This is a genomic window from Microbacterium sp. JC 701, from assembly GCF_021026215.1.
Lineage (GTDB): Bacteria > Actinomycetota > Actinomycetes > Actinomycetales > Microbacteriaceae > Microbacterium > Microbacterium algihabitans.
Window position 1 is genome coordinate 679,968 of sequence record NZ_JAJNCV010000001.1, and the last position, 21,094, is coordinate 701,061.

At 69.6% G+C, this 21,094-nt stretch carries 21 protein-coding genes and 1 tRNA gene; 13 read left to right on the top strand and 9 right to left on the bottom strand.

The genetic code is table 11. The features are described 5' to 3' along the window. Positions 1-94 precede the first annotated feature (94 nt). Complete coding sequence (locus tag LPW41_RS03270; RefSeq protein WP_230704109.1) at positions 95-826, top strand: hypothetical protein; 732 nt, start codon at positions 95-97, stop codon at positions 824-826. Between the two features lie 40 nt (positions 827-866). On the opposite strand, the gene LPW41_RS03275 is transcribed toward LPW41_RS03270, so the two are convergent. Together LPW41_RS03275 and LPW41_RS03280 are read right to left on the bottom strand one after the other, a co-directional pair. Beyond that, positions 867-1,103, bottom strand: a complete 237-nt coding sequence (locus LPW41_RS03275; protein WP_144830033.1) for a helix-turn-helix transcriptional regulator — start codon at positions 1,101-1,103, stop codon at positions 867-869. Continuing rightward, positions 1,100-1,723 (bottom strand): hypothetical protein, encoded by a 624-nt coding sequence (locus tag LPW41_RS03280; protein WP_230704110.1) that lies wholly within the window; start codon positions 1,721-1,723, stop codon positions 1,100-1,102. Before LPW41_RS03280 ends, LPW41_RS03275 begins: the two co-directional genes overlap by 4 nt. A 190-nt stretch (positions 1,724-1,913) precedes the next feature. On the opposite strand from LPW41_RS03280, the gene LPW41_RS03285 reads away from it, so the two are divergent. From LPW41_RS03285 to LPW41_RS03295, 3 genes are all read left to right on the top strand, one after another. Further along, on the top strand, positions 1,914-4,439 hold the full coding sequence (locus tag LPW41_RS03285) for an ATP-dependent Clp protease ATP-binding subunit (RefSeq protein ID WP_144830026.1): 2,526 nt from the start codon (positions 1,914-1,916) through the stop codon (positions 4,437-4,439). Between the two features lie 71 nt (positions 4,440-4,510). After that, positions 4,511-5,020, top strand: coding sequence for an amino-acid N-acetyltransferase (locus LPW41_RS03290; protein WP_144830023.1), 510 nt, complete (start codon positions 4,511-4,513; stop codon positions 5,018-5,020). Positions 5,021-5,066: 46 nt separating this feature from the next. Then, positions 5,067-5,723 carry a hypothetical protein gene (locus LPW41_RS03295; RefSeq protein WP_186325422.1) on the top strand — a complete coding sequence of 219 codons (657 nt, stop codon included), beginning with the start codon at positions 5,067-5,069 and terminating at the stop codon, positions 5,721-5,723. A gap of 53 nt (positions 5,724-5,776) precedes the next feature. Here LPW41_RS03295 and LPW41_RS03300 read toward each other — a convergent pair whose 3' ends face one another. Further along, positions 5,777-7,315: an amino acid permease gene (locus LPW41_RS03300; RefSeq protein ID WP_154096791.1), complete on the bottom strand. Its 1,539-nt coding sequence runs from the start codon at positions 7,313-7,315 to the stop codon at positions 5,777-5,779. Between the two features lie 146 nt (positions 7,316-7,461). On the opposite strand from LPW41_RS03300, the gene LPW41_RS03305 reads away from it, so the two are divergent. The 6 genes from LPW41_RS03305 to LPW41_RS03330 all read left to right on the top strand — a co-directional run bounded on the left by LPW41_RS03305 (position 7,462) and on the right by LPW41_RS03330 (position 13,192). Beyond that, positions 7,462-8,817: a glutamine synthetase family protein gene (locus LPW41_RS03305; protein WP_154096790.1), complete on the top strand. Its 1,356-nt coding sequence runs from the start codon at positions 7,462-7,464 to the stop codon at positions 8,815-8,817. Next, the gene (locus LPW41_RS03310) at positions 8,798-9,574 is read left to right on the top strand and encodes a gamma-glutamyl-gamma-aminobutyrate hydrolase family protein (RefSeq protein ID WP_144830014.1); all 777 of its coding nucleotides are present in this window, start codon (positions 8,798-8,800) and stop codon (positions 9,572-9,574) included. Before LPW41_RS03305 ends, LPW41_RS03310 begins: the two co-directional genes overlap by 20 nt. Further along, positions 9,571-10,926 (top strand): aldehyde dehydrogenase, encoded by a 1,356-nt coding sequence (locus LPW41_RS03315; RefSeq protein WP_144830011.1) that lies wholly within the window; start codon positions 9,571-9,573, stop codon positions 10,924-10,926. The genes LPW41_RS03310 and LPW41_RS03315 overlap by 4 nt, the downstream gene beginning before the upstream one ends. A 45-nt stretch (positions 10,927-10,971) precedes the next feature. Further along, the gene (locus LPW41_RS03320) at positions 10,972-11,751 is read left to right on the top strand and encodes a 3-oxoacyl-ACP reductase (protein ID WP_144830008.1); all 780 of its coding nucleotides are present in this window, start codon (positions 10,972-10,974) and stop codon (positions 11,749-11,751) included. A gap of 23 nt (positions 11,752-11,774) precedes the next feature. Continuing rightward, on the top strand, positions 11,775-12,491 hold the full coding sequence (locus LPW41_RS03325) for a FadR/GntR family transcriptional regulator (protein ID WP_144830005.1): 717 nt from the start codon (positions 11,775-11,777) through the stop codon (positions 12,489-12,491). 290 nt (positions 12,492-12,781) lie between these two features. Further along, positions 12,782-13,192 (top strand): dehydrogenase, encoded by a 411-nt coding sequence (locus LPW41_RS03330; RefSeq protein ID WP_230704111.1) that lies wholly within the window; start codon positions 12,782-12,784, stop codon positions 13,190-13,192. Positions 13,193-13,533: 341 nt separating this feature from the next. Here LPW41_RS03330 and radA read toward each other — a convergent pair whose 3' ends face one another. After that, on the bottom strand, positions 13,534-14,901 hold the full coding sequence (radA, locus tag LPW41_RS03335; protein ID WP_230704112.1) for a DNA repair protein RadA: 1,368 nt from the start codon (positions 14,899-14,901) through the stop codon (positions 13,534-13,536). Between the two features lie 116 nt (positions 14,902-15,017). Continuing rightward, on the bottom strand, positions 15,018-15,971 hold the full coding sequence (locus LPW41_RS03340; protein WP_154096789.1) for an L-lactate dehydrogenase: 954 nt from the start codon (positions 15,969-15,971) through the stop codon (positions 15,018-15,020). A gap of 125 nt (positions 15,972-16,096) precedes the next feature. On the opposite strand from LPW41_RS03340, the gene LPW41_RS03345 reads away from it, so the two are divergent. Further along, positions 16,097-16,186 (top strand) — tRNA-Ser (locus LPW41_RS03345). A gap of 51 nt (positions 16,187-16,237) precedes the next feature. Here the strand turns inward: LPW41_RS03345 and LPW41_RS03350 are convergent. The 3 genes from LPW41_RS03350 to LPW41_RS03360 are packed head-to-tail and all read right to left on the bottom strand — an operon-like array spanning position 16,238 to position 18,916. Further along, positions 16,238-16,990 (bottom strand): amino acid ABC transporter ATP-binding protein, encoded by a 753-nt coding sequence (locus tag LPW41_RS03350; RefSeq protein ID WP_154096322.1) that lies wholly within the window; start codon positions 16,988-16,990, stop codon positions 16,238-16,240. 38 nt (positions 16,991-17,028) lie between these two features. Beyond that, the gene (locus tag LPW41_RS03355) at positions 17,029-18,006 is read right to left on the bottom strand and encodes an amino acid ABC transporter permease (RefSeq protein WP_230704113.1); all 978 of its coding nucleotides are present in this window, start codon (positions 18,004-18,006) and stop codon (positions 17,029-17,031) included. A 4-nt stretch (positions 18,007-18,010) separates the two neighbouring features. Then, positions 18,011-18,916, bottom strand: a complete 906-nt coding sequence (locus LPW41_RS03360; protein WP_187358367.1) for an ABC transporter substrate-binding protein — start codon at positions 18,914-18,916, stop codon at positions 18,011-18,013. Positions 18,917-19,294: 378 nt separating this feature from the next. Between LPW41_RS03360 and LPW41_RS03365 the strand changes: the two genes are divergently transcribed. Continuing rightward, positions 19,295-19,468: a hypothetical protein gene (locus LPW41_RS03365; RefSeq protein WP_230704114.1), complete on the top strand. Its 174-nt coding sequence runs from the start codon at positions 19,295-19,297 to the stop codon at positions 19,466-19,468. A 65-nt stretch (positions 19,469-19,533) separates the two neighbouring features. Then, positions 19,534-20,022 (top strand): SRPBCC family protein, encoded by a 489-nt coding sequence (locus tag LPW41_RS03370; protein WP_230704115.1) that lies wholly within the window; start codon positions 19,534-19,536, stop codon positions 20,020-20,022. A 40-nt stretch (positions 20,023-20,062) separates the two neighbouring features. Here LPW41_RS03370 and LPW41_RS03375 read toward each other — a convergent pair whose 3' ends face one another. Beyond that, positions 20,063-21,088 (bottom strand): agmatine/peptidylarginine deiminase, encoded by a 1,026-nt coding sequence (locus tag LPW41_RS03375; protein ID WP_230704116.1) that lies wholly within the window; start codon positions 21,086-21,088, stop codon positions 20,063-20,065. Between the last annotated feature and the right edge of the window lie 6 nt (positions 21,089-21,094).

Genomic DNA, 21,094 nt, shown 5'->3' on the forward strand with positions numbered 1-21,094 from the left:
GATCAATGCACCCGCCCGCCGGACGCGCCGACGTCACGCCGACGCCGTCCAGGAAACTCCGCCATCATGGGCGCAACTCGCCCCGGAGGTTCTCATGTCCCGTCATCGTCTGACACTCATCGCCGCGATCGGCGCCGGTCTGCTCGCGGCCGGTGCCCTCACGGGCTGCGCCACGGCCGCGTCGACGCAGGGTTCGACCCCCGCGTCGTCATCGACTCCGGATGCCGAGGGCACGGCATCCGCCGATTCGATCCAGGTCGGCTGGCTCGAGGGGGGCGCCGCGGTCGCCCTCGTCACGCTCGGCAGCTCGTCGTGTCCGCCGGTCGTGGAGGGGGAGCCGAGCGTCGAGGGGACCACCCTGACGGTGGTGCTGGCCGACTCGCGGCGCACGACGTGCACGCGCGACATGGCGCCGCGCGCGACCCTCGTCAGCGTGCCGACCGGAGTGGATCCGACGGCCGGACTCGCGGTGCGCGTCACCGGTGCGGCCGAAGGGGCGGCGATGCTCCCGGGCCTCGCCGCGGCCTCCGCGAGCCCGGAGCAGTTCACCTCGAGCGCGGGATGGGTTGGCCGCGACCTGCTCGCCGTCCTCACCTACGGGAGCTCCGGCTGCCCGCCGGTGGTCGAATCGGTCACCGCGGCAGGGTCCGAGCTGGCGGTGCAGTTCGCGACGCCGCCCGCCGATCGCATCTGCACGATGGACCTCGCCCCTCGTGTGACGGTCGCCGAGGTGACCGGCGTCGCCGGGCCCGACGTCACCTCGGTCGCGCTGTCCGGCGGCGGTGTCGAGGCGCCGGAGCCGATCGCCATCCTCGGCTCGCGCTGACCCCGGTCGCCGATGGCGCGAGGCGCTGACCGACGACCGCTCAGGACGGGTCGATCACCAGGAGGTCGCCGACCTCGCACTCGAGCACCCGGCAGATCGCCGACAGCGTCGAATAGCGGATCGCCCGGGCGCGGTCGTTCTTCAGCACCGACAGGTTCACCACCGAGACCCCGACGAGCTCGCTGAGGCGGGTCAGCGTCATGCCTCGGGCCTCGAGCAGCTCGTCGAGACGGCAGTGGATGCCGGTGGGGCCGTCGTCGGTCGCCGCCGGGGTCATACGAGGCCCTCGGTGTCGCGCTGCAGGCGGTCGCCGACCGCGAAGGCGGTGCTCGCGAGGGCTGCGACGAAGGCGACGCCGATGAGGGAGGGCAGGTCGACCAGCTGCACGTCTCCGCGGTCGTAGGTGCGCTCGGAGAGCCAGGCGATCGCTCCGTTGGCCACCATGTTCTGGAAGAACGGCACCCCGGCGATGCCGACCAGGGCGACGATGCCCGCGGCCGACACCAGGGCGGTGTTGCGACGACTGAAGATGCGCCCGCGCAGGATGTCGGCGGTGAGGACGAGGAGCAGGATCACCACGGTGATCACGACCGCGGCGAAGAGGCCCTCCGCGATGAACAGCGACCACAGGGAGGCGGGAGGAAGGGAGGGTGCGGTCACCACGCCTCCGGTGAGCTCGATCGCGACGGGCGCACCGTCGGGGCCGAGAGGGGCCTGCGCGGGCGAATCGAGGAACGGCACCGCGACGCGGACGTTCTGATTCGGGGCGGCGGCGATGATGTTCGCGATGCTGCGGACGACGGCCCAGACGGCGATCGCGGCGCCGGCCACGACGAAGAACCAGAGGGACGCAGCGTCGCTGCGGGAGAGGACGCGGGGAGGTCGGGGGGATACCATGATCGCTCCTTATCGATGATCGTTGTTATCGGTTTTCGATAAGCTAACGACTATCGATGGGTTCCGCAAGGTCGACCGCGCAGACGGTATGCCCACGGCGAACATGGGTCTCAGGCCTCCGGCCGCTGGTTACTCTCGTTGTACGGCGCGCGGAGGCGTGCCTGTCAGCCCATTTTTGGAGGGACTGAGGATGTTCGAGAGATTCACCGACCGTGCTCGTCGTGTGGTTGTGCTCGCCCAAGAAGAGGCGAAGATGCTCAACCACAACTACATCGGAACCGAGCACATCCTCCTAGGCCTCATCCACGAGGGTGAGGGTGTTGCTGCCAAGGCGCTGGAGTCGCTGGGCATCTCGCTCGACGCCGTCCGCGAGCAGGTGCAGGACATCATCGGCCAGGGGCAGCAGCAGCCGACCGGCCACATCCCCTTCACGCCCCGTGCGAAGAAGGTGCTCGAGCTGTCGCTGCGCGAAGCGCTGCAGCTGGGCCACAACTACATCGGAACCGAGCACATCCTGCTCGGTCTCATCCGCGAGGGCGAGGGCGTCGCCGCACAGGTGCTCGTCAAGCTCGGCGCCGACCTGAACAAGGTGCGCCAGCAGGTCATCCAGCTGCTCTCGGGGTACCAGGGCAAGGAGCCCGCGGGCGTCGCCTCGGGTGCCGGCGAGCAGAGCCAGGGAGCCGCCCAGGGCGGTTCGGCGGTGCTCGACCAGTTCGGCCGCAACCTCACGCAGGCCGCGCGCGACAACAAGCTCGACCCCGTCATCGGGCGCGAGAAGGAGATCGAGCGCGTGATGCAGATCCTGTCGCGCCGCTCGAAGAACAACCCCGTCCTCATCGGCGAGCCCGGTGTCGGAAAGACGGCGGTCGTCGAAGGCCTCGCCCAGGCCATTGTCAAGGGCGACGTGCCCGAGACGCTCAAGGACAAGCAGGTCTACTCGCTCGACCTCGGCTCGCTCATCGCCGGATCCCGCTACCGCGGTGACTTCGAGGAGCGCTTGAAGAAGGTCACGAAGGAGATCCGCACGCGCGGCGACATCATCGTCTTCATCGACGAGATCCACACCCTCGTCGGTGCGGGTGCCGCCGAGGGCGCGATCGACGCCGCGTCGATCCTCAAGCCCCTCCTCGCCCGCGGTGAGCTCCAGACCATCGGTGCCACCACGCTCGACGAGTACCGCAAGCACTTCGAGAAGGACGCCGCGCTCGAGCGCCGCTTCCAGCCGATCCAGGTGGCCGAGCCGAGCCTGCCCCACGCGATCAACATCCTGAAGGGTCTGCGCGACCGGTACGAGGCGCACCACAAGGTGCAGATCACCGACGGCGCGATCGTCGCGGCGGCCAACCTCGCCGACCGCTACATCAGCGACCGCTTCCTGCCCGACAAGGCGATCGACCTGATCGACGAGGCCGGCGCCCGCCTGCGTCTGTCGATCCTGTCGAGCCCGCCGGAGCTGCGCGAGTTCGACGAGAAGATCGCCAAGGTCCGCGAGCAGAAGGAACTCGCCTCCGAGGAGCAGGACTTCGAGAAGGCCGCCGCCCTGCGCGATGAGGAGAAGTCGCTCCTCGCCGAGCGTCTGCGCCTCGAGAAGCAGTGGCGCTCGGGCGACGTCGCCTCCCACGCGGTGGTCGACGAGGGTCTGATCGCCGAGGTGCTCGCCCAGGCGACCGGCATCCCGGTGTTCAAGCTCACCGAGGAGGAGTCCAGCCGCCTCATGTTCATGGAGAAGGCCCTGCACCAGCGGGTCATCGGCCAGGAAGAGGCGATCGCGGCCCTCTCGCGCACGATCCGTCGGCAGCGCGCGGGCCTCAAGGACCCCAAGCGCCCCTCGGGCTCGTTCATCTTCGCCGGCCCCACGGGCGTCGGAAAGACCGAGCTCGCCAAGGCGCTCGCCGAGTTCCTCTTCGACGACGAGGGTGCGCTGATCTCCCTCGACATGTCGGAGTTCGGTGAGAAGCACACGGTCTCGCGTCTGTTCGGTGCCCCTCCCGGATTCGTCGGATTCGAAGAGGGCGGCCAGCTCACCGAGAAGGTGCGCCGCAAGCCGTTCTCGGTCGTTCTCTTCGACGAGATCGAGAAGGCCCACCCCGACATCTTCAACTCGCTGCTGCAGATCCTCGAAGAGGGTCGCCTGACCGATGGTCAGGGTCGCGTCATCGACTTCAAGAACACCGTGATCATCATGACGACGAACCTCGGTTCGTCGGCGATCGCCGGTGGCCCCGTCGGCTTCCAGGTCGAGGGCAGCGCCCAGACCTCGTACGAGCGGATGAAGGGCAAGGTCGACGAGGAGCTGAAGCGTCACTTCAAGCCCGAGTTCCTCAACCGCGTCGACGACGTCATCGTCTTCCCGCAGCTGAACAAGGACGAGCTCCGTCAGATCGTCGGCCTGTTCGTGAAGCGTCTGGCCGACCGTCTGCTCGACCGCGACATGACCGTCGAGCTGTCGGACGAGGCGAAGGACAAGCTCATCGACATCGGGTTCGACCCGACGCTCGGTGCGCGCCCCCTGCGCCGCGCCATGCAGCGCGAGGTCGAGGACCGTCTCAGCGAGAAGATCCTGCACGGCGAGCTCGAGTCGGGCGATCACGTCAAGGTCGGCGTCGAGAACGGTCAGTTCTCGTTCGAGACCAGCCCCCGCGGTGAGAAGGTCGCGATCGGGGTCGGCACGGCCGGCGAGATCGCCGCGACCCCCGACACGCTCGCGGGCAGCTGATCGCATAGCGAAGGAAGGGCTCGGATGCCACGGCATCCGGGCCCTTCGTCGTTGCGGCGTACGCTTGTCGGATGACCTCTTCCGCGCCGTTCGTCGTCCGCCCCGCCGGAACCGCCGACGTCCGCCGCATCCACGAACTGCTCGAGCCGTTCGTGCAGAAGCGCATCCTGCTGGGCAAAGACCTCGTCGTGCTCTACGGGTCGGTGCAGCAGTTCGTCGTGGCCGAGGCCGACGGAGTGGTCATCGGCTGCGGTGCCCTGCACGTGATGTGGGACGACCTCGCCGAGATCCGCACCCTCATCGTGCACGACGACTGGCTTCATCACGGAGTGGGGCGGGCGATCGTCGAGGTGCTCGAGGCGCGGGCTCGCGAGCTGGGCGTCTCGCGGCTGTTCTGCCTCACCTTCGAGGTCGACTTCTTCACGCGGCGCGGCTTCGCTCCGATCGGCGAGCAGGTCGTCGACCCCGACGTGTATTCGCAGCTGGTGCGCAGCCCCGACGAGGGGGTGGCCGAGTTCCTCGACTTGGCGCACGTGAAGCCGAACACCCTGGGCAACACCCGCATGCTCAAGCAACTGTGAGCGTGCCGTGGCGGGGGCGCCTCGCTGCTGCGCCTACCCTTGAACCATGACCGATGCCCCCCGTAGGCGGAGGCAGTCCCCGGCGGTCTACCGTCGACGTCGTCTCGCGGCCGGGCTTCTCGCCCTGATCGTGATCGGCCTCGTCGTGTGGCTCGTCGCGGCTCCGCCGTGGCGCACCGCCCCCACTGCCGATGCTCCGCCCACCCCTGCCGCGAGCACGCCCGCCGTCGCGCCGAGTTCCGCCGCGCCCGCGGTGGCCGACTCCCCGTCGCCCACGCCGGCGGCGCCCTCCGGACCGGTGGAGTGCACGCCCTCCGACATCACGGTCGAGGCGCTGTCGGACAAGGCGGAGTACGCGCAGGGCGAGAACCCTCAGCTCTCGATCCGCCTGACCAACACCTCGGCGAACCCCTGCATCATGAACGTCGGTACGAGCGCGCAGTCGTTCACCGTCACCAGCGGCTCCGACGTGTGGTGGCGTTCGACCGACTGCCAGTCGGAGCCCAGCGACATGGAGGTCACCCTGTCGGCCGGGCAGACCGTCACGAGCTCCGCGCCGCTGACCTGGGACCGCACGCGTTCCTCGGTCGGCACGTGCGAGAGCGAGCGCCCGTACGCGCCCGGCGCCGGAGCGACCTACCACTTGAGCGTGTCGATCGGCGGGATCCCCTCGACGGGGACGGCGTCGTTCGTGCTGCGCTGACCCGAGCATGACGAGGGGGCGGATGCCGCGGCATCCGCCCCTCGTCTTTGTCCTCAGGAACGTCGGTCGGTGCCGAACACCTCGCCCTCCATGGCGTCGTAGCCCTCCTGCTGCGGGTCGCCGTGCAGCCCGCCGGACAGGGCGTACTCCTCTTCGGGCGAAAGTACGAGGCGGTGCCGACCGTACACGGCGAAGGCCACGAAGATCACCGCGTAGACCGCGATGATCGCGACGATCGCGAGCAGGTACGCGGAGTTCAGCAGCAGGCCGAAGAACACCACGGCGGCGATGATCGCGGCCGAGTACGCGCCGAACAGGCCCCACGGGCTCTTGTAGGGCCGCACGGCGTTCGGGAACTTCCGGCGGAGCACGATGAACGAGACCATCTGCAGGAAGTACGCCAGCACCGCGCCCCATACGGCGATGTTCAGCACGATCGCGCCGGCCGGGCTGGTGTCGCCTCCCGCGGCCTGGACCACCACGAGGGCGATGAAACCGAGGACCGCGCCGAAGACGAGGGCCACCCACGGGGTCTTGCGCTTTCCGGTGAGCGAGAGCCACCGCGGGTAGTACCCGGCGCGCGAGAGCGAGTACATGTTGCGGCCGTAGGCGAACATGATGCCCATCAGCGACGCGAGCAGGCCCACGAGGGCGAGCAGGGACAGGAGCGCTGCGGCCTGGTCGCCGACCATCGCGCGGAAGCCGTCGAGCAGCGGTTCGACCGATTCGCCGGTCGCGTCGGCCCCGAGTACGCCGGTGTTGAGGAAGAGCACGATGAGGCCCGTGACGATGAGCGTGCCGCGCGCCCAGAGGCCGGCGCGCGGGATGTCGCGGGCCGGGTCGTGCGACTCCTCCGCGGCGAGGGGGAGCTCCTCGATCCCGAGGAAGAACCACATCGCGAAGGGGAGGGCGAGCAGGATCGATCCGACGCCGAAGGGGAGGAACTCCGTGTTCCCGGGCTCGGGGGTTTGATTCCACAGGGAAGCCCAGTCGAAGGCCCCCGATGCCAGCGCCATGATCCCGAAGACCACGATGATGCCGATCGAGATGATCGATACGACGATCGCGAACCCGAACGAGATGTTGGCGCCCGCCGCGTTGAGCGCGATGAACAGGGCGTAGAGGATGATCCACCACACGAACGCGGGAAGGCTCACGCCGGTGAGGAGCTCGAGGGCCGAGTCGGCGTACTGGCCCGAGAAGTAGACCACCACCGCGGTGGTGGCGACGTACTCGATGGTCTCGGCGAGGCCGGTCGCGAGGCCGCCCCAGGGGCCCATCGCCGACCGGGCGAACGAGTAGGCGCCGCCGGTGTGCGGCATGGCCGCCGCCATCTCGCCGATCGAGAAGGTGAGGCCGTAGTACATGATCACGAGGATGACGAAGGCGATCAGCATGCCTCCGAAGCCGGCGAAGCCGATGCCGAAGTTCCAGCCGGAGAAGTCGCCCGAGATGACGGCGGCGACCGCGAGGCCCCACAGCCCCCACACGCCGGCGGAGCGTTTCAGGGTGCGTTTCTCGAAGTAGGTGGCGTCGGTCGCCGTATAGGTGGCTCCGGCGACCTTTTTTCGTGAGTGGCTCGCGGTGGACATAGGGCCTCCAGACGTATCGGGCAGGCTTCGGGCTCGCCTTTGCGGAAGATCATGGCCTTCTATTGGTCGACCTGTCTACCTTTGGCGTGTAAGTTCCTCGTTACGTCCTCCGCTCGGGAGGGCGTCGATGAGGCGAGAGGGACACCATGGCGGGCAATCTCACCACCGCGGAGCTGGATGCCGTGATCGATGCGGGAGAGATCGACACGGTCGTCGTCGCCTTCCCCGACGCGCAGGGCCGCCTCGTCGGCAAGCGCGTCGCCGCGCGGTTCTGGCGCGACGAGGTGCAGGGCCACGGTGCCGAAGCGTGCAACTACCTGCTCTCGGTCGACGTCGACCTCAACACCGTCGACGGCTATGCGATGTCGAGCTGGGACAAGGGCTACGGCGACATGCTCCTCGTGCCCGACCTCGACACCCTGCGACGCGTGCCCTGGCAGCCCGGAACCGCGCTGGTGATGGCCGACCTCGCCTGGGAGGACCGCGCGCGCGTGGTGCAGTCGCCCCGCGGCATCCTGAACGCCCAGCGCGAGCGGCTGGCCGAACGCGGCCTGACCGCCTACGCCGGCACGGAGCTCGAGTTCATCGTCTTCGACGACTCGTTCCGCGACGCCTGGGCCAAGGGGTACACGCACCTGACGCCCTCGACCGACTACAACGTCGACTACAACCTGCTCGCCACCACCCGGCTCGAGCCGCTGCTGCGCGACATCCGCGTCGGCATGGACGGCGCCGGCATGTACTGCGAGGGCGTGAAGGGGGAGTGCAACTTCGGCCAGCAGGAGATCGCGTTCCGCTACGCCGAGGCACTCGAGACCGCCGACAACCACACGATCTACAAGAACGGCGCGAAGGAGATCGCCGACCGCCACGGCAAGTCGCTCACATTCATGGCCAAGTTCAACGAGCGCGAGGGCAACAGCTGCCACATCCACCTCTCGGTGCGTGGCGACGACGGCGCGGCCGTCATGGCGGGCGACGAGGAGCACGGGTTCAGCCCCCTGATGCAGCACTGGATCGCCGGCATCCTCGCGACCCTCCGCGAGTTCACGCTGCTGTACGCCCCCACCATCAACTCCTACAAGCGCTACGCCAAGGGGTCCTTCGCGCCGACCGGCGTCGCCTGGGGTGTCGACAACCGCACGTGCGCACTGCGCGTCGTCGGTCGCGGCTCATCGCTGCGCGTGGAGAACCGCGTGCCCGGGGGAGACGTGAATCCGTACCTTGCGATCTCGGCGATCATCGCGGGGGGCCTGTACGGCATCGAGAACGAGCTCGAGCTGCCCGAACCGCTCACCGGCAACGCGTACGCGGCGGGCGTGGACACGCTGCCCACGACCCTGCGCGACGCCGCGAAGCTCTTCTCCGAATCGACGATCGCCCGCGCCGCCTTCGGCGACGAGGTCGTCGAGCACTACCTGAACCAGGCGCGTATCGAGGTCGAGGCCTACGACGCCGCCGTGACCGATTGGGAGCGGGTGCGTGGTTTCGAGCGCCTCTGATCCGAGCAGGACCCCCGTCGTGGGGCTCACCACCTACCTCGAGCGCGCGAAACAGGGAGTCTGGGACGTGCGCGCCTCGTTCCTGCCCCAGCAGTACTTCGACGCCGTGACCGCCTCGGGCGCCACCGCGGTGCTGCTGCCGCCGCAGCCGCGGTCCGAGCAGGCCGCCGCGGCGGTGCTCGACGGGCTCGACGGGCTGATCCTCACCGGCGGCCTCGACGTGCAGCCCGAGCTCTACGGCGCCGAGCGCCACCCCACGACCGACCCCGCCCGCGCCGACCGCGACGCGTGGGAGATCGCGCTGCTCGCGGGGGCGCGGGAGCGCGGCATCCCGGTCTTCGGCATCTGCCGCGGACTCCAGCTCATCAACGTGGCCATGGGCGGCACGCTGCACCAGCACCTGCCCGAGGCGCTCGGCACCGAGCGGTACCGCATCGGCGGCGGCGTCTTCGCCGAGAACGTCGTGGAGGTCGAGGCCGACACCCGGCTCGCCGGCCTCGTCGGCGCCGGACCCCTCACCGTCCACAGCTACCACCACCAGGGCGTCGACCGCGTCGCCGACGGCCTGCACGTCACCGCGCGCACCGACGACGGGCTCGTGCAGGCCGTCGAAGTCGACGGCGACGACTATCTGGTCGCCGTGCAGTGGCATCCGGAAGAGAACGCCGAGGACCGGCGACTCTTCCTCGGACTCGTCGCCGCCGCAGCCCGGCACCGGGCCGCCCGTTCCCCTGAACACCAGAAAGCCACCGCATGAGTTCCTTCACCGTCACCGATCCGTCGACCGCAAAGCCGATCACCACGCTCGAGCGCGCCGACGTCGCCGAGGTGGACGCCGCCGTCGCCGACGCCGTCCGCGCGCAGCGCTCGTGGGCGGCCCTCGCCCCCGTCGCCCGCGCCGATGCGCTCCGCTCGTTCGCGCGCGTCGTCGAACAGCACGTCGACGAGCTCGCCGCTCTCGAGGTGCGCAACTCCGGACACCCGATCGGCTCGGCCCGATGGGAGGCCCAGCACGTCGCCCAGGTGCTCAACTACTACGCCGGTTCTCCCGAGCGCCTGATCGGGTCGCAGATCCCGGTCGCCGGCGGACTCGATGTGACCTATCACGAGCCCTACGGCGTCGTCGGCATCATCGTGCCGTGGAACTTCCCCATGACGATCGCCGCGTGGGGCTTCGCTCCCGCGCTCGCCGCGGGCAACGCCGTCGTGCTGAAGCCGGCCGAGCTCACCCCGCTCACCGCCGTTCGTCTCGGCGAGCTGGCGATCGAGGCAGGGCTCCCGGAGGGGCTGTTCCGCGTCGTCGTCGGATCGGGCTCGGTCGTCGGCCAGCGCTTCGTGACCCACCCCGACGTGCACAAGGTCGTCTTCACCGGATCGACCGAGGTCGGCACCGAGGTGGCGGCCGGGTGCGCCCAGCTGCTCAAGCCCGTGACCCTCGAGCTCGGCGGCAAGAGCGCGAACATCGTCTTCGCCGACGCCGACCTCGAGAAGGCCGCGGCTGGCGTGCCCGGCTCGGTGTTCGACAACGCCGGCCAGGACTGCTGCGCGCGCAGTCGCCTCTTGGTCGAGCGCAGCGTCTTCGACCGATTCCTCGAGATGCTCGAGCCGGCGGTCGCGGCCTGGAAGGTCGGCGATCCCCACGACGAGGCGACACAGATGGGGCCCCTGATCTCGGCATCCCACCGCTCGAGCGTCCAGGGCTTCCTCGACGGCGCCGAGGTCGCGTTCCGCGGGTCGGCCCCCGAGGGCGACGGATTCTGGTTCGCCCCCGCCGTGGTGCTCGCCCAGCCGGGCGACCGCATCGCCCGCGACGAGGTGTTCGGCCCCGTGCTGGCCGTGCTGCCGTTCGACGACGAGGCGGATGCCATTCGCCTCGCCAACGACACCGCCTACGGCCTCGCGGGCTCGATCTGGACGGAGAACCTGGGGCGCGGCATCCGGGTGTCCCGTGGGGTGCGCAGCGGGGTGCTGTCGGTGAACTCCCACTCGTCGGTGCGCTACTCCACCCCGTTCGGCGGAATGAAGGCCTCGGGCCTCGGTCGCGAACTGGGTCCGGATGCCGCCGAGCACTTCACCGAGACGAAGAACGTCTTCTACGCCACCGAGTGACCGCCCCTCTCCCAACCCCGTCCCACGCGTAAGGAACCACAGCTCATGACCATCGACCTCACCCAGCGTCTGCGCGATCGCGTCGCCATCGTCACGGGGGGCGCGAGCGGCATCGGCCTCGCCACCGCCCGTCGCTTCGCCGCCGAAGGCGCCCGCGTCGTGATCGCCGACCTCGACGGGACCACCGGCACCGCGGCGGCCGCCTCGGTCGACGGCGTCTTCCGTCAGGTGAACGTCGCCGACGAGGACTCCGTGAACGCTCTCTTCGACGGCGTGGCCGCCGACCTCGGCAGCGTCGACATCGCCTTCAACAACGCCGGCATCTCGCCCGCCGACGACGACTCGATCGAGACGACCGAGCTGCCCGCGTGGGACAAGGTGCAGGACGTCAACCTCAAGAGCGTGTACCTCTGCTCGCGCGCGGCGCTGCGCCACATGGTGCCGGCCGGTCGCGGGTCGATCATCAACACCGCCTCGTTCGTCGCGCTGCTGGGCTCGGCCACCTCGCAGATCTCGTACACCGCGTCGAAGGGCGGCGTGCTCGCGATGACGCGCGAGCTCGGTGTGCAGTTCGCGCGACAGGGCATCCGGGTCAACGCGCTGTGCCCCGGACCCGTCAACACCCCGCTCCTGCAGGAGCTCTTCGCGAAAGACCCCGAGCGCGCGCAGCGCCGCCTGGTGCACGTACCGATGGGCCGGTTCGCGGAGCCGGAAGAGATGGCCGCGGCCGTGGCCTTCTTGGCATCCGACGACGCGTCCTTCATCACCGCCACGGCGTTCGTGGTCGACGGCGGTATCACCAACGCCTACGTGACCCCGCTCTGAACCCGACGTGACAGGCTGAGAGGGTGAGCGAGGCGCCCCTGGACGACCTGCGACGGGCCGTCTACCGGCCCGTTCGCACCGGCAACGCGCTCGAAGACACCACGGCGCGCATCGTGCAGACCGTGCGACTCGGACTCGTCGCGCCGGGGGAGTCGCTGCCCGCCGAGCGCGAGCTCGCCGCCCTCTACGGCGTCAGTCGCGACACCGTGCGCGAGGCTCTGCGGGAACTGTCGGATGCCGGTTGGCTCGAGACGCGACGCGGGCGCTACGGCGGGACCTTCGTCGTCGACCCCGTGCCGAGGCCGTCGGAGCCGGCGGTCGTGTCACCCGCCGAGCTGTCGGACGTGATCGCCCTGCGCGGAGTGCTCGAGCCGGGCGCCGCGTGGGCGGCGGCGGGTCGCTCCCTCTCCGCCGACGAACGCGACGTGCTGTGGGCGCGGCATGAAGCCGCCGCCGTCGCCGGGGGAGCGGACTACCGCCGACTCGACACGCTGCTGCACCTGACGATCGCCGAGCTCGCCGGCATCCCGTCGCTCGTTCCCCTCGTCGCCGACAATCGCGCGCGCGTGAACGCCTGGCTCGACACCTTTCCGCTGCTGCCGCGCAACATCGACCATTCGACCTCGCAGCATGCGGCGATCGTGTCGGCGATCCTCGCGGGACGACCGGATGCCGCCCACGCGGCCATGCGCGACCACCTCGCCGGGTCGGAGGCGCTGCTGCGGGGGTTCTTGGCGTAGACGGTCGCGCGGGGCGGACCTCTGCGGTGGGCCAGGTGCGGTTTGGTGCGGGTTCTGCACGTTGGGGCGAGAATTGTCCGCCCCGAACGACGGGATGCGCCCCGAACCGGCGATGTGGTCGCGGCGCCGACCGTGGGGTCCAGCGGCGCGGGGCCGCGGCTGCGGGCGTCCGCGAGGTGCGGTTTGGGGCGGGTTCTGCACGTTGGGGCGAGAATTGTCCGCCCCAAACGACGGAATGCGCCCCGAACCCTCGATGTGGTCGCGGCGCCGAGCCCGATTAGGCTCGGAGGATGGCCGCAGGCAAGAAGCGCAAGGGGAAGAAGCTCGACGTGGACTTCAAGAACACCGCGCTCAGCGACGCCCTGCAGACGCAGGACATGGCCGCGATCGCTTTCGCGCTCCGCCACGGACCGACTGTCGTGCCGCTGATGACCCCGGGCGACGCCGACGACCCGCTCAGCGTCGGCGAGGTGTGGACCTACCGCGACCCGAACACCGGCCAGCTGGCGCTGCTGCTGTTCAGCGACGCCGCGCACAAGCCCGAGACGCTGCCGCCGCACGTGGCTCTGCAGTCACCGCAGTGGCTGCGCACCTTCCTCGGAACGCATCAGGATGCCATCACGACGGTGTTCATCGACATCGCCGGGCCGCACCCGATCCAGGCATCGCCCGCCGACTTGATCGCCGCGCTCGACGCCTGAGCCGCGGGACGGTCTGTCGACCGTCTGCGAATCTCGACGGGGTGCATGACGCAGGACGGCGAGGTGAAGGTTCGCGGGTGAAGGACGCAACTCGCGCGGGTGACCCGCGCGTGCAAGACTCGGGCTATGGAGTACCTGATCGCCGGTGCCGTGTGCGCCGCCGGACTTGTCATCCCCGCCGTGCTGGGGATGACCTCCCCGCACCGCCGTCGCCGGTCGGCTCCTCCCGGTCGCTGAACCGGGCCCGACTCTCTGGTCGGCCAGCGCGTCGGCGTCTTCCGTTCGAGTCGACGCGCGACCGCGGTGTCCTCGGCCGGTCGGCCTTCGAAGCCGGACCCGCGTCAGAACCCCGGTTGGCTGTCGTCGCGGGGCATTCCGCGCACCTGCAGCTCGTTGATGGCCTGCGCCAGCTTGCGCGACGAGGAGTCGAGCACCGTGTGGTACCCGAGGCGCTTCGCTTCGGACGCCCGCTGGGCGGCCTGGGTGACGTTGCGGATCTCGCCCGTGAGGGTGAGTTCGCCGATCGCGGCGAGACGCTTCGACACCTTGCGGTTCTTCACGGCGTTGGCGACGGCGATCGCGATGGCGAGGTCGGCGGCGGGTTCGACCAGGCGCACTCCGCCGACGGTCGAGACGTAGACGTCGCGGTCGGAGAGCGTCAGCCCCATGCGGCTCTCGAGCACCGCGAGCACCATCGCCACGCGCGAAGAGTCGACGCCGTTGACGATGCGGCGAGGGTTCGGCGCGGTCTGGCGCACCGCCAGGGCCTGGATCTCGACGGGCAGGGCCCGCCGACCCTCCATCGCGATGGTGACGCACGTGCCGGGTTCGGGCTCGCCGTGACCGAGGAACAGGGCGCTGGGGTCGGCGACCTCGGCGATGCCGGTGCCGGTCATGTCGAAGCAGCCGACCTCGTCGGTCGGCCCGAAGCGGTTCTTCAGGGCGCGGACGAAGCGCAGTGAGGTCTGGCGGTCGCCCTCGAAGTGGCAGACGACGTCGACGAGGTGCTCGAGGATGCGGGGGCCGGCGATCGAGCCGTCTTTGGTGACGTGGCCGACCAGGATGATCGGCAGGCCGCGCTCTTTCGCGACACGGATGAGGGCGGATGCCACCTCGCGCACCTGCGCGGGCTGCCCGGCGGCACCGTCGCTGTGCGCCGACGAGACCGTCTGCACCGAGTCGACGATGAGCAGGCCCGGCTCGACCTGGTCGATGTGGCCCAGGATCGTGGCGAGATCGGTCTCGGCCGCGAGGAAGAGCTCGTCGTGCAGGGCGCCGGTGCGTTCGGCACGCAGGCGCACCTGTGCCGCGGATTCTTCACCGCTCGCGTAGAGCACGCGGCGACCCGCGCGGGCGCTCTGGGCGGCCACCTCGAGCAGCAGCGTCGACTTGCCCACGCCCGGCTCGCCGCTGAGCAGGATGGCGGCGCCGGGGACGATGCCGCCGCCCAGCACGCGGTCGAACTCGCCGACCCCGCTCGTGCGGCGCGGGGCGTCTTGCGTGTCGATCTCGGTGATGCGGCGCGCGACGCGACCGGCTCCCGGGGTGACCGGCGTGATGGAACGCACGATCCCCGTCTGCTCCGCCGCCTCGACGACGGTTCCCCACGACTGGCACTCGCCGCAGCGTCCGACCCACTTCACCGTCGTCCATCCGCACTCGGTGCACCGGTAGGGCGCGGGGGCTGCAGCGGGACGTCGGGATGCCATGTGCTCAGGCTACGCGGGGCCTCCGACATCGCTCGTCGCCGGGGTCATGGCATCCGGAATCTGCCCCTCTTCGCACGCATGGGGCGGACGGGGTCGACGGGAGGGGGAGCGCGGAATCAGTCGCGCAGCGACTCGGCGACGGTCGTCAGCGCGTCGGCGGAGCGGCGCAGGAGCGTCAGTTCGTCGGCCGAGAACGGCGTCGCCGCCAGGGGCACGGCGCCGCGCGCGGAGACGATCGAGGGGACCGACAACGCCGTGCCGCTGATGCCGTGGAAGTCGTCGAGCACCGTGCTGACGGGCAGGATCGCGTGCTCGTCACGCAGGACGGCCTCGACGATGCGGGCGCTGGAGAGGCCGATGGCGTAGTTGGTCGCGCCCTTGCCCTTGATGACCTTGTACGCGGCGTCGCGCACGTCGACGGCGATCGCGTCGAGCTCGGCCTTGTCGAAGCGGGTGCCGTCGGGCAGCTCGAACTGGGTGATGGGGACCGAACCGATCGTCGCCGTCGACCACAGAGGGAACTCCGTGTCGCCGTGCTCGCCGACGATCCAGGCGTGGACGCTGGAGGTCGCGACCCCGGCGCGCTGGGCGATCTTCCACCGCAGGCGCGAGGTGTCGAGCACGGTTCCGGAGGCGAAGATGCGGGATGCCGGGAGCCCGGTCGACTGCTGGGCGAGCACGGTCAGCACGTCGCACGGGTTCGTGACGATGACGTACACGGCGTTCGGGGCGACCTCGAGGAGCTTCGGCATCATGTCGCCGATGATGCGGGCGTTCGTGGCGGCCAGTTCGGTGCGCGTCTGACCGGGGTTCTGCTTCGCGCCGGCGGTGATGACGACGACGTGCGACCCCTCGGCGACCGAGACGTCGGCCCCGCCGGTGATGTCGCTCGACCCCGTAAACTGCGTGCCGTGGGCCAGGTCGAGCACCTCGGCCTCGACCTTCTCGGCGGCGATGTCGTACAGGGCGACGTGCCGCGCTGACCCGCGGATGAGGGCGGCGTAGGCGACGCTGGCCCCCACGCTGCCTGCTCCCACGACCGTCAGCTTCGAGTTCTCGATCACACTCATGGCTCGATCCTGGCAGCGGTCGGGAACCGCTTCCAGTGGCATCGTTCGACGGTGGACGAACGGGGGTCGAGCCCCGCTCCCGCGCCGATTCGCGGCATCCCGGAGAGTGTCGTAAGCTAGTCGGCGGTGACGTGTCCGAGCGGCCGAAGGTGCAACACTCGAAATGTTGTGTAGGTTCACCCCTACCGTGGGTTCAAATCCCACCGTCACCGCCACCACGAAGGCCCCGAATCCTCACGGATGCGGGGCCTTCGTCGTTTCCTCGGTCACAGCACCTTCGACAGGAAAGCGCGCGTTCTCTCGTGCTGCGGGTTCGAGAGAACCTCACGGGGGTCTCCGGACTCCACCACGACGCCGCCGTCCATGAAGACCAGCGTGTCCGCGACCTCGCGCGCGAAGCCCATCTCGTGCGTGACCACGATCATCGTCATGCCGGAGCGCGCGAGACCCTTCATCACGTCGAGCACCTCGCCCACCAGCTCCGGATCGAGCGCTGACGTGGGCTCGTCGAAGAGCATGAGCTGGGGCTCCATGGCCAACGCTCGGGCGATGGCGACCCGCTGTTGCTGGCCGCCCGACAGCTGCGAGGGATGATGGTCGCCCTTGTCGTGCAGACCGACTCTGACCAGCATCTCCTTCGCCGCCTCCACCGCTCGGGCTTTCGGGACGCGCTTGACGCGGACGGGTGCTTCGATGATGTTCTCGAGGGCGGTCATGTGCGGGAAGAGATTGAAGCGCTGGAAGACCATTCCGATCTCGCGGCGCTGCCTGGCGACCTCCCGCGGCTTCATCTCGTACAGCCGGTCGTTCTGCTGGCGATAGCCGACGACGGAACCGTCGAACGTGATCCTCCCCGCGTCCACACGCTCCAGGTGGTTGATGCAGCGCAGCAACGTCGACTTGCCCGACCCGGAGGGGCCGATGATGCACAGCACCTCGCCCGGGTCGACGGAGAGCGAGATGTCCTCCAGGACCCTGTGTGCTCCGAAGCTCTTCGAAACGTGCTCGGCGACGACCAGGGGTGTGGTCTCGGCCGCGGATACGGCGCCGATATCGCTCACTCGTCGCCTCCGTCGTGACGTGCGTTCGCGGCCGCGGAGAGGGCGAGGGTCCGCGCGCGTCGGTGGTTCTGCGGTCGCCGCGGACCGGTTCCGCGGGAGAAGCGCTTCTCGAGGAAGTGCTGCCCGATCATCAGGACGGACGTGAACAGGAGGTACCACAGCGACGCCACGATGAGCAGCGGCACCGGGGTGTAGGTCACGGCGGAGATGTCGCGGGCGACCCCGTAGAGATCGGTGGTCAGGGGGATCGCGGCCACGAGCGACGTGGTCTTCAGCATGGAGACGACCTCGTTGCCGGTGGGCGGAATGATCACGCGCATCGCCTGCGGGATCACGATGCGGGTCATCGAGTGCCACCATGACATCCCGAGGGCTGTCGCGGCCTCCTCTTGGCCGTCGTCCACCGAGAGCAATCCGGCGCGCACGATCTCCGCCATGTACGCGGCTTCATTCAGGGCCAATCCGAGGACGGCGATGAGGAACGCATTCTGCATGAACGCGAGGTCGAGAGCGATGTGCAGGTCCGTCCACGGAACGCCGAGGACGATCTGGGGATAGATCAGTGAGAACAAGCCCCAGAACACCAACTGCACGTACACCGGGGTCCCGCGGAAGACCCACAGGTACAGCCACGCCACCGACTTCACGACGGGGTTCGGAGACAGTCGCATCACCGCCAGCGCCAGTCCCAGGACCACGCCGATGGCCATCGAGTAGACGGTGAGTTGCAGGGTGACCAAGGCTGCGGCGCTGATGCGTTTGTCGAAGACGTAGGTGCCGACGTACTCCCAGCCGTAAGCGCTGCGCTGGGCGGCATCGACGACGAACCCCGCGAGTGCGAGCACGAGCACGACGGCGAAGACCGCTCGCCACGGGTGCCTGAGCCTGACGATCGGAAGCGACTCGGTGACGGGAGCGCCGGTCGGGGGCGGGATGGTCCCCGCCCCCGACCGGCTCGAGCGAGCTCGTGACACGGGGTCAGCCCTTCGATGCCGCGTTGACCTCGGCGGTGGTGACGGCGCCGTCCGAGACGCCCCACTGGTCCAGGATCGCTCGGTAGGTGCCGTCGTCGATGAGCGCCTGCACCGTCTTCTGCAGGGTCGGCGTGAGCGTCGAGCCCTTGGCCACGGCGAGGCCGTAGGGAGCGACGTCGAAGGTCTCGCCGGCCGCCTGCAGTTTGCCGTCGGTCTTCGAGATCGCGTAGAGGGTCACGGGGGAGTCCGCGCTGAGAGCGTCGGCTTTGCCGAGGATGACCGCGTTGGTGGCGTCGTCCTGCGTGTCGTAGCGGAGGACCTCGATGGCCGGCTTATCCGCCTGCGTGCACGCGGCGGACTTGGCCGGGACCTCGTCGGTGTCTTCGTAGGTGGCCGTCTGAACAGCGACCTTCAGGCCGCAGGCGTTGTTCGGATCGACCGTCTTACCCGCTGCGGACGCCCACAGGATGCCCGCGGAGTAGTAGTTGACGAAGTCGACCTGCTGCTCGCGCTCGGTCGTGTCGGTGAAGGACGACATGCCGAAGTCATCCTTTCCTCCCGTCACGGAGGGGATGATGTTGTCGAACTTCGCGATCGCGAAGTCGGCCTTCACTCCGAGCTTGGACGCGATCGCGTTGGCCAGGTCGACCTCCCAGCCGACGGGGTTGCCCGCGGCGTCCTTGAACTCGTTCGGCGGATAGGTGTCGTCCATCCCGATGACGAGCTTCCCGGAGGAGCGGACGGCCTCGGGGAGGGCCGCGGCGAGGGCGTCGTCTTTCGTCACCTGGATGGACGGGGAGCTCGACGGCGACCCGCCATTCTGGGCGGCCGAGTTGTCGACGCACCCCGCCAGCGCCAGGGCGGCGATCGCTGAAAGTGCTGCTGCAGGGACGATTCGTGAAGTGCGCATCGTGTCTGTTCCTCTTCGCGTGGACGGTGGCCGTGTGCGACCTACGGGAGTGCCGTCGGCGCCGGCGACGAGGTGACGAGTGGCCCTCATCCGGTGCGCCAGCGAGACCGCGCGCCGACGTTATCGAGGGCGTTGTTACCCACGCATTTCGTATCTCCCTTCTGTGCGGATCCGGCTTCGGATCGGCGATTTCCGCCCATGCCCGCGGGAGCTTTTTGGGCGAACCGCCCGCCGAATGAGCGCTTACGGGGATTCGAGATACACCACCACAGGCGCGCTCCCCGACCCGCGACGAACGGGTTGCGCCGCGGGTGCTTGACCCGACACCATTCCCGGATGGAGAGAAATCCCCCACGAGTCGGATGGTTCTTTCTCGTGATGGGCGTCGTCGTGGCCATCGGCGGCGGCGCTGTCACCGCGTTCGTGGACGACGACGACCTCGTTGGACGGTTGCAGATTCCCGCCGGCGTCTACGGACCCGTGATGATCATCGCTGGGCTCGCCATCGCCGCCTACGGCACCGCCATCGTCGTCAGAGCCCGCAGAAGCTGAGTCGCCCCCCAGGCAGCCGCGCCCAGCCCCATCCTCACCCGCCCGCGGCCTGCCACGATGAGTCCATGCCCGTCATCGAGTCCCGCTGTGTCGTCCCGGTCGATGCGCGCACGGCGTTCGCCGTCTCGCAGACCACCGGCGAGATCCGCAAGCGATGGGATCCGTTCATCCGACGCCAGTACTTCGTCGACGGCGCGACCGCCCCGGGGAAGGGCGTGCGGACATACACCGTGCAGCGTTTCGGCTTCCGGATGGAGAGCGAATACGTCTCCTACAACCCGCCGTCGAACGTCGGCATGAAGATGACGAAGGGGTCGTGGTTCTTCGAGCGTCTCGCGGGCGGGTGGAAGTTCACGCCCGTCGCCGACGACCCCGGCAGCACGCTCGCGGTCTGGCGCTACAACTTCGCGTGCCGGCCCCGGTGGCTGGCGCCGCTCGCCGAACGGATCGGCACGTTACTGCTCCAGCGCGACATGGATCGGCGCATCCGAGGCTTCGCGCGAGGATGCAGCGACCCGCTCGTGCTGGCGGCTGCGCGCCCGTCACCCGCCTGAAGCGCCGCCGCGCTCGCGTCGTCTTCACCCGCTTCGCGCTTCACACCCGCGGCTGCTGCTGGGTGATGCAGTGGATGCCGCCGCCGCGGTCGAACAGCGGGCGGGCGTCGACCGTCACGACGCGCCGACCGGGGTAGGCGTCGCCGATGATCGCGCGGGCGCGGGCGTCGGCGGACTCCTCGCCGAAGCCGCAGAGCACGACGCCGTCGTTGGTGACGAGGTGGTTGATGTAGCTCCAGTCGACCCAGCCCTCGTCGTCGCGGAGGGTGGCGGGGGCGGGCACACCGGTGATCGTCACCGCGCGGCCCCGCGCGGCGAACGCGTCGGACAGCTCACGGCGCACGAGCTGCGACACCTCGAAGTCGGGGTGGGCGGCATCCGTCTGCTCGTGCACGAGCACGTGATCCGGTGACGCGAAGGTCGCGACGATGTCGACGTGGCCGTTCGTGCCGAACTCGTCGTAGTCGCGGGTGAGTCCGCGCGAGAGCCACACGGCATCCGTCGCCCCGATCGTGCGGGCCATCTCGGCCTCGACGCGGGCGCGGTCGGCGAAGGGGTTTCGGCGCGGGTCGAGCTGCACGGTCTCGGTGAGGAGCACGGTGCCGGTGCCGTCGACGTGCAGGCCGCCGCCCTCGGCGACGAGAAGCGAGCCGATGCGTTCGGCGCCGATGTGCTCGGCGACCACGCGTGCGATGCCGGCCGACTTCTGCCACTCGGCCCAGTCGGGGGCGCCCCAGCCGTTGAAGATCCAGTCGACCGCGCCGAGCGCCCCGGGACGATCGGGGTCGGTGACGAAGGTCGGGCCCACGTCACGCATCCAGAACTCGTCGAGCGGCGCCTCGACGATCTCGACCCCCGCCGACAGCATGCGCCGGGCGCGCGCGGTCTCGGTGGGGTCGACGACCATCGTCACCGGCTCGAATTGCGCGACCGCGTGGGCGACGTCGGTCCACGCGCGGTAGCCCTCCTCGCGGGCCTCGGCTCCGTCTCCGAGGGTGAAGCCCTCGCGCGGGAAGGCCATCCACGTGCGTTCGTGGGGGGCGGTTTCAGCGGGCATGCGCCACATGGCGTG